The sequence below is a fragment of the Propionivibrio soli genome, from assembly GCF_025770765.1.
GTDB lineage: Bacteria > Pseudomonadota > Gammaproteobacteria > Burkholderiales > Rhodocyclaceae > Propionivibrio > Propionivibrio soli.
In genome coordinates this window covers 130,670-144,820 of sequence record NZ_JANZKY010000013.1, presented here as the reverse complement: position 1 = coordinate 144,820, position 14,151 = coordinate 130,670, and the positions used below count along the sequence as shown (strand labels likewise).

The following is a 14,151-nucleotide window of genomic DNA, read 5'->3' as shown; positions in this document are numbered from 1 at the left end:
TTCAGGCAACATGCACAAATCAAACGACACTCCTGACTTCCTCAAACCCGGCGCCGGCGTATCACGGCGTTTTCTCGGCAGGTCAAAACGCTTCTGGGTAGTCGCAGGAGGCGCGGCAATGGCCATCGTCCTCGGTACGCTAGTCTTCGGTGGCGGCAACGGGCCCGCTGGCCAGTACGTGACTGAAGAAGCAGTGACCGGCAATCTGGTCGTCAGCATCTCGGCGAGCGGGACGTTGCAACCGACGCGCTCGGTCGACGTGGGCAGTGAGCTTTCCGGGACGCTGGAAGCCGTCCTCGCCAATGAGAACGATCGCGTCACAAAAGGGCAGATCGTCGCCCGCCTCGACACGGCCAAACTACGCGACTCGGTCGCCAAGTCAAGAGCCGCCGTCGAGGCGGCGGAGGCAAGCGTTGCCGAGGCGGAGGCGACGGTATCCGAATCACGCGCGAGCCTTAACCGCCTGCAACGCGTCGCTGAGCTTTCAGGCGGCAAGGTGCCTTCGAAGACAGAACTGGAGACGGCCGAGGCCACTTATCAACGTGCGCTGGCCAGTGTGTCAAGTGCCAAGGCGGCGGTCGCCCAGGCACGGGCCACGCTGAAGACGGACGAGACGAACATCGAAAAAGCGGTCATTCGTGCGCCGATCAACGGCGTCGTCCTGACGCGCAAGGTGGAACCGGGGCAGACCGTGGCGGCGCAGATGACAACGCCCGTTTTGTTCACGATCGCCGAAGACCTGACCAAGATGGAGTTGCAGGTTAAGGTAGACGAAGCCGACGTCGGCAGCGTTCAGCTCGGCCAGACGGCCAGCTTTACGGTGTCCGCGTGGCCCGGCCGGAGCTTTCCGGCGACCATCGAGCGCGTCGGGCTCGGATCGACAACGACCGACAACGTCGTTACGTACAAGACTGTCCTCGCGGTGACCAACGACGATCTTGCCCTCCGCCCCGGTATGACGGCGACCGCGCGCATCATCACCGCGAACCGGGAGAACGTGCTGCTCGTACCTAACGCGGCGCTCCGCTTCACGCCGCCGCAGACACTGGCACAAGGCCCATCCGGCAGTGTGCTCTCACGGCTGGTGCCGCGTCCGCCGCAGCAGAAACGACCGCCCGTGAAAGCCACCAATACGAGCGACGCCAAGCAGGTCTGGGTGTTGCGCGACGGCCAACCGGTCGCCGTCCCGGTCCAGGACGGCCCGAGCAACGGGCGCCTGACGGAGATTACCGGCGCCGACCTGAAAGCCGGCATGGCGGTGATCACCGACTACCAGGAAAAGGCGAAGTGAGGAATTGGTGAAGGACACTCCGGACAGGGCAGTGCCGTTGATATCGCTGCGCGCCGTCACCAAAACATACGGGAAGGGCTCGGCGGCTTTTCAGGCCTTGAAGGGTGTCGATCTCGACATCCCGCAGGGGCAGTTCATCGCCATCATGGGGCCGAGCGGCTCAGGCAAATCGACGGCTCTCAATATCCTCGGTTGCCTTGACGGCCCGACGACCGGCTCCTATCAGTTTCGCGACATTCAGGTCGAGGAGCTGACGCGCAACCAGCGTGCGTTGCTGCGGCGGCACTACCTCGGTTTTGTATTCCAGGGCTTCAACCTGTTATCGCGCACGTCGGCGCAGGAGAACGTCGAGCTGCCACTGCTTTACCGGGGCGCAGAGACAAAGGTACGTCATGCCGCGGCGCGCGAAGCGCTGGCGCAGGTCGGCCTTACCGGCTGGGAACACCACACGCCCGGCGAACTCTCCGGCGGCCAGCAGCAACGCGTCGCCATCGCTCGTGCCATCGTCACCCGGCCGCTCGTCCTCCTGGCCGATGAGCCGACCGGCAACCTTGACAGTCAACGCGGGCATGAAATCATGGACCTGCTCGTTGCTCTCAATCGGGACCAGGGAATCACCATCATCATGGTGACCCACGAACCAGAAATGGCCGCCTACGCGGGACGCGTGGTGAAGTTTGTCGATGGGCTCGTCGACAGCGACGTGCACGCAATCGAACAGAAGGGCGACCGATGACCCAGATGCTGCTAAACGCCTTGTTGCTCGCGCTGCGCGCCATCCGCCGCAACCTGATGCGCTCGTTCCTTACCGTCCTCGGCGTCGTCATCGGGGTCGCCGCGGTTATTACGATGGTAACGCTCGGTAATGGAGCAACGCGCATGGTCGCCGACCAGATTTCGAGCCTCGGCAGCAACCTGCTCATTCTGCGCCCCGGCCAACAGCTTGGCCCCGGACGCGACAGTGCCGGCGCGCCGAGCTTCAAGCTGGCGGACGTCGAGGCGGTGCAGACCCAAGTCCCGAGCTTGCGTGCCGTCGCCCCCGTGGTCGGCAGCAAAGTCACGCTCGTTGCCGGTAACCAGAACTGGCAATCGCAGGTGAATGGCACCAACAATGCCTATTTCACTGCCGGCAACTGGCAAATCGCCGCCGGGCGACAGTTCGAGGAAGACGAGGAAAGCGCCGGCAAAGCGGTGTGCATCATCGGTGCCACGACGAAAAAGCAGCTATTCGGCAATACCTCGCCAATCGGCAACGAAATCCGGGTCAAGAATTTCACCTGCCAGGTCATCGGCCTGCTGCAGGCCAAGGGCCAGGGCGCGATGGGCCAGGACCAGGACGATATCGTGCTGATGCCCATCCTCACCGCCCAGCGCCGGCTCACGGGCAGTACCGACGTATCGACCCTGATGCTTTCCATGCGTGACGGCATCGCCTCGGATCCCGTGATGGAACAGATCCGCAAGTTGATGCGCGAACGGCGCAAGCTTTCGGAAAACATGGACGACAACTTCAGCGTCATGGACACCAAGCAGATCGCCGAAGCGTTGTCGGGGACGATTCGCACGATGACCGGCCTGCTCGGTGCCGTCGCCGCCGTGAGCCTACTCGTGGGGGGCATCGGTATCATGAACATCATGCTCGTGTCGGTCACCGAACGGACCCGCGAAATTGGCGTACGCCTTGCCATCGGCGCCCTTGAACACGAAGTTTTGCTGCAGTTTTTGATCGAGGCCGTCGTGCTTTCCGCTCTCGGAGGATTGGTCGGCATCGTCCTCGCCCTCGTCGTCTGCCTCGGCCTCACGGCGCTGATGCACATGCCCTTCCTGTTCAGCCCGGGAATCAACCTGCTGGCTTTCGTGTTCTCCGGAGCCATCGGCATCGTTTTCGGTTACATGCCGGCACGGCGGGCGGCAAGCCTGGACCCGATCGTCGCCCTGCGCTTCGAATAACCCGCGTGCGCGGGTTTGGCCGCGGCTTTTTGACGTTGTCGAACGTCTCATTCGTTGATCTGACAAACGCTGACAACGTCCAAGCTTTCGTACGCCAAGGCGGCCGATCAGTGTGGGATCACGAAAAACGAAGGGGCGGCGGCCGCAGCGTCGAGCCGAATCGGCCTTACGGCAAGGTTCGATGCTTGACGTCGGAATCAACGCCGGGTGTTGCCCTCGCGTGTGCGAGTTTCTTCGCGCAAGCCATTGTCAGGAGTTCCCTCTGGTTGACGCCTATGACCCGTCCAAAGCGCTCATACTCGCTACGCGGGGGAACGAAACTGCTTAGTTGTTTTTCGCGCCCTGCTCGACCCACTTTTTGAGAACAGCGATCTTCTCTTTCGGTAACGGCTCACGCCCGTGCGGCATCTTGATCGACGGATCGGCGCGACCTTCGACGAGCATGATCAACACGCTGCTCAAGCTATCCCCCGGTTTGACGATCGCGCCGAAGCGGGTGCCTTTCATCAAGCTGTCGTAACTCGTAAGAACAAGGCCCGACGCCTGGCTTCCCTTGCCGCCTTCAGCGTGACACTCGACGCAATACTGCTGAACGATGGGCTGCACGTCCGCTTTGTAGCTCACTTCCTTTTCGCTGCAGCCAGCCAACGCGAACGCGACGGCGACAAAGAACGGTTTATGGAGACCCGGAGTATTCATGACACGCTCCCTTCCCAGTTGTCGTTTTCGCACGAGCCCGCCGGAACAGCAGACCCGGTGTTGTCTTCAATATAGCGCTACAAGGGAAGCAAGCGCCAGCACGGGCTTGTCCCCGTAACGTTGCCTGGAAGTTGCGACGCTAGAACCTCCTGCGGCTCGAGGTTTCGACAAGCAGAAAAGAAAGAGCTCACGTCGTTTTCCGGCGCCCGAAGTCCTACGCCATGTTCGTTGCCACAAGGATTACTGGCAAAAAAAATCCCGCGCCAGTTTGGCACGGGATTGAAATCCCATCATTGCGATGGGTCAGGGAGGGTCAAACGTTGCCAGCGGGGGGCGCTGAAGCAACGATTGCAGTGTACGGAAAACGGAATCTCAGGTCTGTACCTCGATTGAACTTTTGCGTAACAGTTTGTAATCGAGCATGACAATTGGTAACCTGAATGGCATAAACCGCGATGCCTCGGCATTTTAGCCGCTTCGGCACACCAGTCACCAGAATTTCGTCGTCATCGCCGCACCACGTGGTTTCTTCAAGTCGGCCGCACAGGGACTGACACAGTGACTGCGGCGCATGCGGCGGCGAAAACCTCTCGTTACAAATCGGCCGCCCGTTTTGACGAAGGCACCTCGATGCGCGCGCTATAATTCCCGGCTCCCACAGACACACTGCACAGGGTTCTCATGCGCACGCTTCAGAAGCTCTTTCTCTCCCTCCTGATTCTTCCAACGCTCGTTTTTGCCCAACAGCTTCCCACCCCGCCGGCGCTGGCCGCCAAATCGTGGTTACTGATCGAAAGTGCATCTGGCCAGGAACTCGCATCGCAGGCAGCCGACGACCGTCTGGAACCGGCATCGCTGACTAAGTTGATGACCGCGTACCTCACTTTCGCCGCGCTCAAACAAGGGACGATCAAGCTCGATCAAGCCGTGCCGGTTTCGGAGAAGGCGTGGAAGACGGAAGGCTCGCGCATGTTCATTCAGGTCAACACCCAAGTCAAAGTGGAGGATCTGATCAAGGGCATGATCGTTCAGTCGGGAAATGACGCCTGCGTAGCCCTCGCCGAAGCGATCGCCGGCAGCGAAGACAACTTCGCGCAGATGATGAACCGGGAGGCGCAGCGCCTCGGCATGAAGTCGTCCAGCTTCCGCAATGCCGCCGGCTTGCCAGACCCACAGCACTACACGACGGCCCGCGACCTCGCCACTTTGACCAATGCCCTGATCCGGGATTTTCCGGAGGAGTACGCCAAGTACTACTCGCTCAAGGAGTTTCGTTACAACAACATCACCCAGCCGAACAGAAACCGGCTGCTCTGGCTCGACCCCACGGTTGACGGTGTAAAGACCGGCCACACCGAAGCCGCCGGCTATTGCCTGATCTCGTCTTCCAAGCGGGGCAACCGGCGCTTGTTGTCGGTGGTTCTCGGCGCGAGCTCGGACAACGTGCGCGCGCGCGAGTCGCTGAAGCTGCTCAATTACGGCTTCCAGTTCTATGACGCGGTGCAGATGTACGCCAAGGATCAGGCGGTCTCAAACCTGAAGGTCTGGAAGGGCGCAGAAAAGACCGTCAAAGCCGGGTTCACTCGCGATTTCATTCTCGCCGTTCCCAAGGGCTTTGCGCCGCGGTTGAAGGCCGAGCTCGTATCGCAGCAACCCCTCATCGCCCCGGTAACGGCCGGCCAAGTCGTCGGCACGATGAAAGTCACCCTCGACGGCAAAGCGTACGGCGAGTATCCCGTTGTGGCGATCGACGGCGTCCCGGTGGCCGGCGTCATCGGTCGCGCGATCGACACCGTGCGTCTGTGGTTCAACTGACCGTCTGATTGTCCGGCGAGCGAAGGAGCACGTCATGATGGCTTATCTCAATGGGGCCTTCATGCCCCTGGCCGAAGCGCGGATTTCGCCGCTTGACCGCGGCTTTCTGTATGCCGACGGTGTTTACGAAGTCATTCCGGTTTACTCGCGCTGCCCTTTTCGGCTCGACGAACATCTGCGACGCATGCAAGCATCGCTCGACGGTATTCGCCTGAAGAATCCGCACTCGGCCGATGAATGGCGATCGATCATCCGGCGTCTGGTTACCAGCGCCGACTATGTCGACCAGACGGTCTACATCCAGATCACCCGGGGCGCCGATGTGCGGCGGGACGCCTGTTTCCCATTGCATGCCCAGCCCACCGTTTTCCTGTTTACGTCGCCGCTTGTCGGGCCCACGCCCGCGCAGCGGGAGAGCGGAGTCGCCGCCATCACGCAACCGGATATTCGCTGGGGACGTTGCGACCTGAAGACGCTCGCACTCCTGCCCAACGTGCTGATGCGCCAACTTGCGGCGGACGCAGGCTGCGCCGAGACGATCATGCTGCGTGACGGTTTCCTTACCGAAGCGTCGACGTCCAATGTGTTCGTGGTCAAAGGCGGAGTGATCCTGACGCCTCCCAAGGACCATCGTGTGCTCCCTGGAATTACTTACGATGTCGTGCTCGAGTTGGCCGCCAAGCACCAGGCGCCATACGAGGTCCGACCAGTTTCCGAAGCCGAACTACGATCCGCGGATGAGTTGTGGTTGACGGCCTCGACGAAGGAAGTCTTGGCAATCACGACACTCGATGGCAAACCGGTCGGGAACGGACCAAACGCAGGCAGGCCCGGTCCGCTCGGACGACAAATGTATGCTTGGTACAGCGACTTCCGCGAAGAGGTGATGCGGCATGCCGAAACCTGACCCGAACGAAACGTTGCTAGACTTCCCCTGCGCGTTCCCGATCAAGATCATGGGACTTGCCGAAGAAGCGCTGGCGCAGACGGTGCTGAGCATCGTGCACCACCACGCGCCCGATTTCGACGGTGCAACGATGGAGATGCGCGCGTCATCCAAAGGTAAATACATCAGCCTGACGTGCACGATCAACGCCACCTCCCGTCCGCAACTTGACGCGCTTTACCGCGAGCTCAGCGGCCATCCGCTGGTCAAGGTCGTTCTCTAGACCAAGTCCGAATAGCGAAACCGGTGATCAGCGTGCGGTGCGAGATAGACGAGCAACTGTCGGTAGCCCCCGGCACAAAGGAGGAGTTATCAGGAACGCTAGTCGTTCGCCATCTTGGCTGCGCTGACTATGAGGCGACGTGGCAGTCGATGATGCGGTTTACCGCCGACCGCAATGCGGAAACACTCGACGAGCTGTGGGTATGCGAACACCCGCCCGTGTTTACACTCGGTCAAGCGGGGAAACCGGAGCATCTGGTCGCTGATACCAGCATTCCGGTCATCAAAGTCGATCGCGGCGGCCAGATCACATATCACGGCCCCGGACAGGTCGTGATCTACCTCCTGCTCGATCTCACGCGCCGCGGGCTCAAGGTGCGCGAACTCGTACGCCACATCGAGCAAGCAATTATCGACATGCTTGCCGAACAGGGAGTGGAGGCGGCGCGTCTTGATGGGGCGCCGGGCGTCTATGTTCGACTTCCGGAGCAGAAGGAAGGCTACCCGGCCAAAATCGCCGCGCTCGGCCTCCGTATCCGCAAAGGTTGCTCCTACCATGGACTGAGCCTGAACGTGGATATGGAACTCGCCCCGTTTTCTGCGATCAACCCCTGCGGATATGCTGGAATGCCGGTGACCCAGATACGTGATCTGGGCACTCGGCTCACCGTCGACGAGGCCGCCGCGGCACTGATTAGAAACCTCGTCCAACAACTGGAGCGGAAATGAACGAGCAGGAAAGCAACCGTATCGGCGAAGACGCCGGCACGGTGACGAAGGAGGCCCCAGCGGCAAAGGTCGCGGGCGTCAAACAAAAGGGAGAACTGAAAACGGCGCGCATCCCGATCAAGATCGTGCGGGCCGAAGAACCTCTGCGCAAACCCGAGTGGATTCGCGTCAAGGCCGGCAACGACGCCGGGCGCTTCGGCGAGATCAAGAGAATGTTGCGCACGCAAAAGTTGCACACCGTCTGTGAGGAAGCGGCTTGCCCGAACATCGGTGAATGCTTTGGCCGCGGCACGGCGACGTTCATGATCCTTGGCGATATATGCACCCGGCGTTGCCCGTTCTGCGACGTCGGCCACGGCAAACCCTTACCCCCGGACCCCGAAGAACCGGCCAGCCTCGCCGAGAGCGTGGCCAGACTCAAGCTGCGTTATGTAGTCATCACGAGCGTGGATCGCGACGATCTACGCGACGGCGGTGCCGATCATTTCGTCAAAGTCATCTCCGCCGTTCGCGAGCAATCACCGGCGACGACGATTGAAACGCTCGTCCCCGATTTCCGGGGCCGGATGGACGTGGCCATCGAGGTGCTTGGCCGCGCGTTGCCCGACGTGCTTAATCACAACATGGAAACGGTACCGCGTCTTTATAAGCAGGCAAGACCGGGCGCCGATTACGCGCACTCGCTGGAGTTCATGCGCCGTTTCAAGGAACGCTACCCGAGCGTCCCGACAAAATCCGGGCTGATGGTCGGACTCGGCGAAACCGACGACGAAATCCTGGCCGTCTTGCGCGATCTGCGTGCCAACGGCGTCGAGATGCTGACGATCGGGCAATACCTCGCGCCCTCCGTGCATCATCTCCCGGTAGCGCGTTACGTTCACCCGGATACGTTCGCACGCTTCGAACGCGAAGCGCTGGCGATGGGATTCACGGGCGCCGCCTGCGGACCCATGGTTCGTTCCTCGTATTGGGCAGACAAGCAAGCGCATAGCGCGGGTGTCGTAGCGACCGCCTGATCCAAGTCCCCTGCGCTGGAGCCTGCAGCCGTTCGGCGAGAGCGGCCGCCCGAACGAAATCAGGTCGTACGGTCCGGCAACGTCAAAATTTCTACACAGATCGGGTCTTTTCCGGTCGCCTGGCGATGCCGTGTTGTGAGCCTGCCCGTAGCGCCGTCCCGCTCATAGAGGGTCACGCCGGCCGAAAGCTGCCCAGCGGCTACCAGCCACCGGCCGGAGGGGTCAATGGCCATGCCGCGGGGTTGCGTCTCCGTCGGATAATGTCCGAACGCCGACAGACGACCACTCTGAAGGTCGACGGCGAACACCGCGATCACACTCGATGTACGCTCCGTCGCATACAAGAAGCGACCGTCGGGGGTTCCGCGCAATTCGGCCGCCCACGGCTTGCCGTCGAAACCGTGCGGCAGCATGCTGATCGACTGGACCCGCTCCAGCGTTCCAGTCGCCGCATCGAAATCGAAGGCGTCGATACTGCCATCGAGTTCGTTCAGACAGTGAGCGTGCCGGTTGTCCGGCGAAAAGACAAAATGGCGCGGCCCACACCCAGAGCGAACGATCACGGCAGGCGGGTCATTGGCGACAAGAACGCCGCCCGTATCCAGCCGATAAACGCGGATTGCGTCGACACCGAGTGTTGGCACGATGAGCCAACGATTGGTTGCATCCATTACTGCTGCGTGGGCGCGCATCAGGTTTTCCTCGACCTGACTCACTGGCTCGGGCGCACCGGCCGCGTCAAGCGGAAAAACTGCCAGATTATTGTCGCCATAGGACGCGGAAAACCCGAAGCGCCGGGCGTTGTCACACGCCACGTAGGTAGGCCGCCCGGGCGCCGGTACGGTGCCAAGTAGTGATAGGCGGCCGTCGGACGCATCGATCGTGTACGCAGCGAGAGCGCTTCCGGAATCCTCCCGGGTACCGGCGTAAAGGACCCTTCCTTGGCGATCGAGCTTCAGCGGCGACGGAGCACCGCGCGTACCGATGCATTGGCGCGGGCGCAACTCGCCTGCCGCAGAGTCGAGCGAGAATACGTGGATTTCCCGGCTTTCAGCGCAGGATACGTAGACGAGTGTCTGGGTCACAAGCTTTCCTTTTGGAATAACGGTCTTGCCCGGCGTACAAAAAGCCGAATATGGCAGACAAAACCCGGGGGAACGGCGACGATAACAAAGGCTTCGTGGGGAAGAGTATAAACTGCACTGGATCGTTATAGCAGCTTAAGACGACAGGATATTTGCGATGACGAACAAGTATGCAAGCCTCATCGGTGCGCCGACAGACATCGGTGCCGGTGTCCTCGGTTCCCGCATGGGTCCTGAAGGGATGCGGGTTGCGGGGATTGCGCCAGCACTGGAGCAGTTCGGCTGTGACGTCCGGGATCTGGGAAACCTCAACGGCCCTCACAACCCTTCGCAATTGGCCGTGGACGGATTCCGCCATTTGCCTGAAGTGGTGCGATGGAATCGACTCGTTCACGACGCAGTGTACGGTGAGCTTGAAGATGGCCGGCTGCCGATTCTGCTTGGCGGAGATCACTCGTTGGCCATTGGGTCGATCAGCGCCGTGTCGCGCTACTGCCGCCAGCGGCATAAAAAACTGCGCGTTCTCTGGTTCGACGCCCACGCGGACTTCAACACCTCGGCACTTACGCCGAGTGGAAACTTGCACGGGATGCCCGTGGCTTGCCTCTGTGGCCACGGCCCCGCGGAACTTGTCGAACTCAGCGGTCAATCACCGGCACTCGCTGCTCGTGAGATACGGCAGATCGGTATACGCAGCGTCGACCCCGGGGAGAAACGCCTGGTCCATGAAGAAGGAATCGAAGTTTTTGATATGCGCTACATCGACGAGATGGGCATGCGCCACGCGATGGAACTGGCCCTGGCCTTGATCGGTCCAGACACGCATCTGCACGTAAGTCTCGATGTCGATTTCCTCGACCCCGACATTGCGCCCGGGGTCGGGACAACGGTTCGCGGCGGCCCAACCTATCGCGAGGCACAATTGTGTATGGAGATGGTTGCCGACACCGGCCTCTTGGCCTCGCTAGACGTGGTCGAGTTGAACCCCGCACTTGACATACGTAACCAGACGGCCGAGTTGGCGGTCGATTTGATCGAGAGTCTGTTCGGCAAGAGCACACTCATGCGCAAGTCGGGAATCGCTGCCGACCGGACGCCCTAAATTCTGCCGCCCCCTACTCACACGCCTATCGTCCCGAGCGACCCAGTACCCGCGCAGAAGCTGGCGACTAGACGGCGTCCGGGATCGTCATTTCTTCGAGTTGCTGATGCAAAAGCACAGCCGGCGCATTCACCCGCGGGCATTGGCGTACACCGCCGATTTCACGAAAACCCAGCCGGCGCTGGTAATAGAGCGAATGGCGCGGATTGATTTCGATAACGGCATCGCTTGCCTCGAAAATATCCTTGGCATAGGCAAGCGCCACCTTGAACAACTGTCCGAGGAGTTCACGCGATTTGAAGTCAGGGTCCACGGCGAGCCGCGAGACTTCGACAATCAGCCGGTCCGCGCGGCGAAGCCCGGCAAGCTCACGGCCGTATAAAGCGTCAGCGAGCAAGCCAGCCGCCGAATCGAGGCCAAGCGTCAACGTGGCGATGACTTCATCGAAACGCCACGCCGCGAGCGTTATGCGATGCGGATCATCGGGACGGTGAGGCGGTATCTCAGTTTTGTAGTCCCGCCACGCATACATCCTGCGTACGAGCATGTTGGCCAGTCCATGCTGGTACTCGGTTCGCGCCGGCCGAATGTCGTAATCGCGGCGAGGCGTCGCACCCCAGAAATGGCGCAGGGATGAAAACATCGAAGCAGCGGATTCGTCGCCGCGTATCGGCTGCCGCTCCGGCGAAAGCGCATGATCGGGCGACCATACGAGGTCCAAAGCACTATGCATTATGCGTCCGTTATTCTCTCGTTATGCCGCACTATCCCGCGGCGCTGAGCAACGATGGGGACTCCCCCGTCAGTTTTGGTTCTCCGCCACCATGCTTGCTTTTGGTAGCGGCCTCCGTAAGCACATTGATTTCGCCGCAGAGTTCACCGCCTTCGTCCACGACGAGCTTTCCAAAACGGATGGTACCGCTGACACGGCCCGTGGAATGGATGATCAACTGCGACCGCGCGGTTAGTTCGCCGTCGAAGGTGCCGTATACTTCCGCGATATCGATGCTCACCTTGCCGGAAAACGACCCGTTTTCGTCGATGCGGATAACGCGGCTGTCCATCGTCGCCTCGACACGCCCCTCGACCACGAGCGTATCGCAATCGAGAATTTCTGCGCCGCGAAGCTTGACGTCAGGACCGACGATCAATCGGGCGCCGGTAGCGCCCTCCGCGACGGCTGGTTCCTTGGCCACCGCGGACGCTTCCGCTGCCCCGGCGACCGGCTGGGCTTGCAGCGGCGGGACCGAAGCGGAAGCAGACGAGACACTGGAAGACGTTGCTGCTGCCCCGTTTTTTCCGGAAACGGATGAAGGGGTCGTTGCGCTGACAGGCGTTTTTGAGCCGGAAGCGAGTACCGGCGGCGCATCGCGGCGCTGCGTGGATTCGTCGCGACCGAAAACGTTGGGTTTGTTAAACATTTGCGGATAACCTCTCGCTGGTGTGAAAACGCACTTCGCGGAAGGGGAGCGATATCCGTGCCAGGACACAATTTCAGCGCATTTACAAGGAAATATATCACGCTTTTTACGCGATTTATGCTCTGCGGGGACAGATTTGTCGTGGAAAAACGACGTAACAATCGGCCATCTTGCCGCGATTCATAGCCCGCCCGGCTTTTCTCTGTCGCCAAAAAGCGACGCAGTTTTTAACTAATTGATTTTCAATAACATAAACATTACCAGCGTCATCAAGTGAAACCTCCGTCAACGGAAAGTTGTTGTCCACGGCACCCCTTTGCCGTTTTAAACTAGGCGCCTTTCCTGTGTAGGCCAGCTTTGGACGATCCCGCTCGCGGCACCTTGCCCGACGTGCAATCCCCCAGGGGTCTCCTTAGCGCCTTGGAGAAGGTCATGTTCCGAATCTCTTTCCGCCAAAGCATGCTGGCGGGATTTCTGTTGATCGTAGCGCTTCTGAGCTGGGCAGCCATACGCAGTTGGCTGACGCTCGAACATTTCGTTGAGCAAAGCCGGCGCGGCAGCGAACAGGCGCTGCAATTGAGTGCGGCGATCCAGGAACTGTCGGAACGGACAGTCGACCTCGAGCGTAGCGGGCGGCAGTTCATGATCCTCGAAGACGCCGACGTGCTGGCGCGGTTCGACGACAACCTCAAGAGAGCGCTGGGCGCCATAGCGCGACTTGAGAGCATGCCGGCGTCAGCCGTTGGAACACTGCCGGAAGAATGGCGAAAAGCGGTCGAACAATTGAGCGCGGCAGTCCATGTAGCCCCGGCGGGACCCATGCGCGCAAGCGAATTACTCCCGATGCTGAGCCGGATCAATGACGTCAACCGTGATCTGGGAGTCAATGGACGGCGCTGGATTGACGATCAGCGGCTTGCGGTTCTGAGCGAGCTCGAACAAAGCCGGATGCACCTCACGCGCCTGGTTGTCGCAGCGGTGCTTGGCGCCTTGCTCATAGCGCTTACGATGAGTTGGTGGCTCTCCCGTCCCATCGACAGCATCGAACGTTCAATCAAGCGGCTCGGTGAAAACGAATTGGACAAACCGATCACGGTCCGTGGACCGGCCGACCTGCGCCGGCTTGGCCGGCGCCTTGATTGGCTGCGTCGTCGCCTTGGTGAACTGGAGTCCGAGCGCGAGCGCATGTTGCGCCATGTTTCGCATGAGTTGAAAACGCCGCTCACGGCCTTGCGCGAGGGCATCGCGTTGCTTCAGGAAGAGGTCGTCGGTCCTCTCGACGGTTCGCAGAAAGAAGTTGTCGATATCCTTCAGCACAATGTGGTGGCTCTGCAGCGACAGATCGAAAACCTGCTGCGGCTTAACGCAGCCGCATCGGAGGCGCGTCGTTTGTGTTATCGTCCGGTGGCTCTGCGCAAGCTGCTCGCCGATGTCGTCGAAGGCCGCGAACTGCAGATCCAGGCACGCCGGCTGACTGTCCTGCGCGACGCACCCGGTGTGACTCGCCCACTCGACGGGGACAAGCTGCTGGTCGTTCTCGACAACCTCCTTTCCAACGCCATCGAGTTCAGCCCCGAAGGCGGAGTCGTGCGGCTCGAGGCCGCCGTCCAAGACAACACGGTGCGATTTGCCTGTATCGATCAAGGGCCGGGAATCGCTCAAGAGGATGCAGAGCGAATTTTCCAGCCGTTCGTGCAGGGCAGCCGGGCTTCCCCGACACCTCGCCACGGCAGCGGTGTCGGACTGTCGATCGTGCGCGAGTTAATGACAGCGATGGGTGGCCGCGCTTTCGTGGTCCCCAGCAAGGGCAACGTAACCGGTGCCAACTTCCGAATTGAGGTTCCTTGTGAACAGGCTATTTGATGGACCCCGCTC

General features: G+C 60.7%; 14 protein-coding genes. 10 read left to right on the top strand and 4 right to left on the bottom strand.

What is annotated here, in order from left to right; genetic code table 11:
* Positions 1 to 10: 10 nt before the first annotated feature.
* Genes NZ453_RS15970 through NZ453_RS15960 form a run of 3 tightly spaced genes read left to right on the top strand, consistent with a single transcriptional unit; the run spans position 11 to position 3,241 of the window.
* Positions 11 to 1,291, top strand: a complete 1,281-nt coding sequence (locus NZ453_RS15970; RefSeq protein WP_263771719.1) for an efflux RND transporter periplasmic adaptor subunit — start codon at positions 11 to 13, stop codon at positions 1,289 to 1,291.
* A 31-nt stretch (positions 1,292 to 1,322) separates the two neighbouring features.
* Positions 1,323 to 2,027, top strand: a complete 705-nt coding sequence (locus tag NZ453_RS15965) for an ABC transporter ATP-binding protein (protein ID WP_263771718.1) — start codon at positions 1,323 to 1,325, stop codon at positions 2,025 to 2,027.
* Positions 2,024 to 3,241, top strand: a complete 1,218-nt coding sequence (locus NZ453_RS15960) for an ABC transporter permease (RefSeq protein WP_263771717.1) — start codon at positions 2,024 to 2,026, stop codon at positions 3,239 to 3,241. The genes NZ453_RS15965 and NZ453_RS15960 overlap by 4 nt, the downstream gene beginning before the upstream one ends.
* A gap of 324 nt (positions 3,242 to 3,565) precedes the next feature.
* Here NZ453_RS15960 and NZ453_RS15955 read toward each other — a convergent pair whose 3' ends face one another.
* The gene (locus NZ453_RS15955; RefSeq protein WP_263771716.1) at positions 3,566 to 3,940 is read right to left on the bottom strand and encodes a c-type cytochrome domain-containing protein; all 375 of its coding nucleotides are present in this window, start codon (positions 3,938 to 3,940) and stop codon (positions 3,566 to 3,568) included.
* 681 nt (positions 3,941 to 4,621) lie between these two features.
* On the opposite strand from NZ453_RS15955, the gene NZ453_RS15950 reads away from it, so the two are divergent.
* The 5 genes from NZ453_RS15950 (at position 4,622) to lipA (ending at position 8,668) form a co-directional block, all read left to right on the top strand.
* The gene (locus NZ453_RS15950) at positions 4,622 to 5,755 is read left to right on the top strand and encodes a D-alanyl-D-alanine carboxypeptidase family protein (RefSeq protein WP_263771715.1); all 1,134 of its coding nucleotides are present in this window, start codon (positions 4,622 to 4,624) and stop codon (positions 5,753 to 5,755) included.
* A 34-nt stretch (positions 5,756 to 5,789) separates the two neighbouring features.
* Positions 5,790 to 6,662: a D-amino acid aminotransferase gene (locus NZ453_RS15945; RefSeq protein WP_263771714.1), complete on the top strand. Its 873-nt coding sequence runs from the start codon at positions 5,790 to 5,792 to the stop codon at positions 6,660 to 6,662.
* Entirely contained in the window at positions 6,649 to 6,924 is a 276-nt protein-coding gene (locus NZ453_RS15940; RefSeq protein WP_263771713.1) for an HP0495 family protein, read from the top strand. Before NZ453_RS15945 ends, NZ453_RS15940 begins: the two co-directional genes overlap by 14 nt.
* Before the next feature lie 149 nt (positions 6,925 to 7,073).
* Positions 7,074 to 7,652 carry a lipoyl(octanoyl) transferase LipB gene (gene lipB / locus NZ453_RS15935; RefSeq protein WP_420851675.1) on the top strand — a complete coding sequence of 193 codons (579 nt, stop codon included), beginning with the start codon at positions 7,074 to 7,076 and terminating at the stop codon, positions 7,650 to 7,652.
* Positions 7,649 to 8,668 carry a lipoyl synthase gene (gene lipA / locus NZ453_RS15930; protein WP_263771711.1) on the top strand — a complete coding sequence of 340 codons (1,020 nt, stop codon included), beginning with the start codon at positions 7,649 to 7,651 and terminating at the stop codon, positions 8,666 to 8,668. Before lipB ends, lipA begins: the two co-directional genes overlap by 4 nt.
* Positions 8,669 to 8,727: 59 nt before the next feature.
* Here the strand turns inward: lipA and NZ453_RS15925 are convergent, their stop codons facing one another.
* Positions 8,728 to 9,753 carry a lactonase family protein gene (locus tag NZ453_RS15925; protein ID WP_263771710.1) on the bottom strand — a complete coding sequence of 342 codons (1,026 nt, stop codon included), beginning with the start codon at positions 9,751 to 9,753 and terminating at the stop codon, positions 8,728 to 8,730.
* Between the two features lie 157 nt (positions 9,754 to 9,910).
* On the opposite strand from NZ453_RS15925, the gene rocF reads away from it, so the two are divergent.
* Positions 9,911 to 10,855 (top strand): arginase, encoded by a 945-nt coding sequence (gene rocF / locus NZ453_RS15920; protein WP_263771709.1) that lies wholly within the window; start codon positions 9,911 to 9,913, stop codon positions 10,853 to 10,855.
* A 67-nt stretch (positions 10,856 to 10,922) separates the two neighbouring features.
* Here the strand turns inward: rocF and NZ453_RS15915 are convergent, their stop codons facing one another.
* Both NZ453_RS15915 and NZ453_RS15910 read right to left on the bottom strand, forming a co-directional pair.
* Positions 10,923 to 11,588: an N-acyl amino acid synthase FeeM domain-containing protein gene (locus tag NZ453_RS15915; RefSeq protein ID WP_263771708.1), complete on the bottom strand. Its 666-nt coding sequence runs from the start codon at positions 11,586 to 11,588 to the stop codon at positions 10,923 to 10,925.
* Between the two features lie 31 nt (positions 11,589 to 11,619).
* On the bottom strand, positions 11,620 to 12,276 hold the full coding sequence (locus NZ453_RS15910) for a bactofilin family protein (RefSeq protein WP_263771707.1): 657 nt from the start codon (positions 12,274 to 12,276) through the stop codon (positions 11,620 to 11,622).
* A gap of 432 nt (positions 12,277 to 12,708) precedes the next feature.
* Here NZ453_RS15910 and NZ453_RS15905 point away from each other — a divergent pair, with 432 nt between their 5' ends.
* Complete coding sequence (locus NZ453_RS15905; protein ID WP_263771706.1) at positions 12,709 to 14,139, top strand: sensor histidine kinase; 1,431 nt, start codon at positions 12,709 to 12,711, stop codon at positions 14,137 to 14,139.
* Positions 14,140 to 14,151: the final 12 nt, after the last annotated feature.

Bases quoted from the DNA above. Each gene is read 5' to 3' on its own strand.
- NZ453_RS15945 (WP_263771714.1), top strand. From the start codon at position 5,790: ATGATGGCTTATCTCAATGGGGCCTTCATGCCCCTGGCCGAAGCGCGG.
- NZ453_RS15910 (WP_263771707.1), bottom strand. From the start codon at position 12,276: ATGTTTAACAAACCCAACGTTTTCGGTCGCGACGAATCCACGCAGCGC.
- rocF (WP_263771709.1), top strand. From the start codon at position 9,911: ATGACGAACAAGTATGCAAGCCTCATCGGTGCGCCGACAGACATCGGT.
- NZ453_RS15970 (WP_263771719.1), top strand. From the start codon at position 11: ATGCACAAATCAAACGACACTCCTGACTTCCTCAAACCCGGCGCCGGC.
- NZ453_RS15940 (WP_263771713.1), top strand. From the start codon at position 6,649: ATGCCGAAACCTGACCCGAACGAAACGTTGCTAGACTTCCCCTGCGCG.
- NZ453_RS15950 (WP_263771715.1), top strand. From the start codon at position 4,622: ATGCGCACGCTTCAGAAGCTCTTTCTCTCCCTCCTGATTCTTCCAACG.
- lipB (WP_420851675.1), top strand. From the start codon at position 7,074: ATGATGCGGTTTACCGCCGACCGCAATGCGGAAACACTCGACGAGCTG.
- NZ453_RS15960 (WP_263771717.1), top strand. From the start codon at position 2,024: ATGACCCAGATGCTGCTAAACGCCTTGTTGCTCGCGCTGCGCGCCATC.
- lipA (WP_263771711.1), top strand. From the start codon at position 7,649: ATGAACGAGCAGGAAAGCAACCGTATCGGCGAAGACGCCGGCACGGTG.
- NZ453_RS15905 (WP_263771706.1), top strand. From the start codon at position 12,709: ATGTTCCGAATCTCTTTCCGCCAAAGCATGCTGGCGGGATTTCTGTTG.
- NZ453_RS15955 (WP_263771716.1), bottom strand. From the start codon at position 3,940: ATGAATACTCCGGGTCTCCATAAACCGTTCTTTGTCGCCGTCGCGTTC.
- NZ453_RS15915 (WP_263771708.1), bottom strand. From the start codon at position 11,588: ATGCATAGTGCTTTGGACCTCGTATGGTCGCCCGATCATGCGCTTTCG.